The sequence below is a fragment of the Myxococcus llanfairpwllgwyngyllgogerychwyrndrobwllllantysiliogogogochensis genome, from assembly GCF_006636215.1.
Classification (GTDB): domain Bacteria; phylum Myxococcota; class Myxococcia; order Myxococcales; family Myxococcaceae; genus Myxococcus; species Myxococcus llanfairpwllgwyngyllgogerychwyrndrobwllllantysiliogogogochensis.
On the sequence record NZ_VIFM01000517.1, the window covers coordinates 1 to 1,751 of the forward strand.

Consider the following 1,751-nt stretch of genomic DNA (forward strand, 5'->3'; position numbering starts at 1 on the left):
GCCCGCGCCGCCTCCGGGGCCTCCCCCCGTGCCGAACCGCGTCAGCCTGCTCGGTGCACACACCGTGGGCAGGACAGGCGGGGTGGCGGTCGGCCTCTCGCTGGGTTTCCCCACGCTGTCCGCTCGCGCCGCCGTGGGCGTGCTGCCCCAGGTCGATGTGCTGGTGGGACTCGACAGCCTCTACGGGATGATGAACGAGGCGCGGCTGGGCTGGCGGTGGCGGGTGCTGGACGGAGGCGCGCGCTGGAGCCTGGGGCTGGTGATGGAGGGCAGTCACGCGTTCTTCCTCCGGTCCGCGAGCCTGGAGGACCGGGGCGCGCGCTACCTCACCGGCCGGCGCAACTGGAACGTGATGCCCGGCATCGTCGGCTCCTTCCAGCGCCAGGGTGTTCGCGCGTCCAGGCTCTTCATCGACGTGCGCTACCTGGTGGCCCTGGACACGGAGCCCATCCAACGCACGCCGCTGGGCGGCCTGCCACCGGACCTGGTGGCCTCCAGCGCGTGGCCCGTGCGCGTGGGCGCCGAAGTGCCGCTTAGCGAGAAAACGTCCTACTCTGTCTCCCTGGGCGGCGACTTCCGCACCCGTGCCGAGGACGCCGCCTTCATGCCGGTGGTCTCCATCGGCATCGTCACCGGTCTGTAGCACCGGCAACTGGCACGACAACGTGCCTTTTCCACCCCCTCGAGCGAGGTCTTCATGCGTGGCAGTGTCATCGGCTCCGGCTCCTTCGGTACCGCCCTGGCGAACGTGCTGGCGGTGAACTGTGAGGAGGTCCGCCTCTGGGGCCGCGAGCCGACGGTGGTGGAGGCCATCAACACCCGGCACGAGAACCCCACCTATCTTCCCGGCATCCCCATCTCCGAGCGCGTGCGCGCCACCCAGGATTTGGAAGAGGCGCTCGCCGGCGCGGAGATGGTGGTGCTCGCCACGCCGAGCCACGCCACGCGCGAGGTGCTGGCCCGCGCCAAGGCCTTCCTGCCTCGCAACGTGCCCATCATCACCGTGTCCAAGGGCATCGAGAACGAGACGCTGCTGACGATGACGGAGCTGCTGGAGGACTGCCTCCCGGAGGAGTTCCATCCGTACATCGCCGTGCTGTCGGGCCCCAGCTTCGCCAAGGAGCTGGCGCGGCGCATGCCCACGGTGGTGACGATTGCATCCCACTGGGACAAGGTCGCGGTGCGCTGTCAGAAGGCGCTTCAGACGGAGACCTTCCGCAGCTACACGTCCACGGACGTGGTGGGCGTGCAGTACGGCGGCGCGCTGAAGAATGTCATCGCGATTGCCGCGGGCATGGCGGACGGCCTGGGCATGGGCCACAACGCGCGAGCGGCCATCATCACCCGCGGCCTGGCGGAAATCACCCGGCTGGCGGTGCGCAAGGGCGCAAACCCGCTGACGCTGTCGGGCCTGTCCGGCATGGGGGACCTGGTGCTGACGTGTACGGGCGAGCTGAGCCGCAACCGTCACGTGGGCATGGAGCTGGGCAAGGGCCGCAAGCTGCCGGACATCCTGGGGCAGATGAAGGAAGTCGCCGAGGGCGTGAAGACGGCGCGCAGCGCTCGCGACTTGTCGCTCAAGACGGGCGTGGAGCTGCCCATCTGCCAGCAGGTCTACCTGATTGCCTACGAGGACAAGAACGCGAAGATGGCGGTGGTGGACCTGATGACGCGCCAGCCCAAGTCCGAGCTCGTCTGACGCGCGGGCTGCCTGGCGAGTGTGGGCCGGGGGCGGTGTTCCAGCGCGGGGT

Annotated in this window: 2 protein-coding genes; both read left to right on the forward strand. The window is 69.5% G+C overall.

Features of this window, described 5'->3' with window-relative positions:
- The coding region (locus FJV41_RS48990; RefSeq protein WP_141649485.1) for a hypothetical protein at positions 1–643 on the forward strand (643 nt) is incomplete at its 5' end.
- Positions 644–697: 54 nt separating this feature from the next.
- A complete protein-coding gene (locus FJV41_RS48995) occupies positions 698–1,699 on the forward strand; it encodes an NAD(P)H-dependent glycerol-3-phosphate dehydrogenase (protein WP_141649486.1) in 1,002 nt (333 codons plus the stop codon).
- The last annotated feature ends 52 nt before the right edge of the window (positions 1,700–1,751 follow it).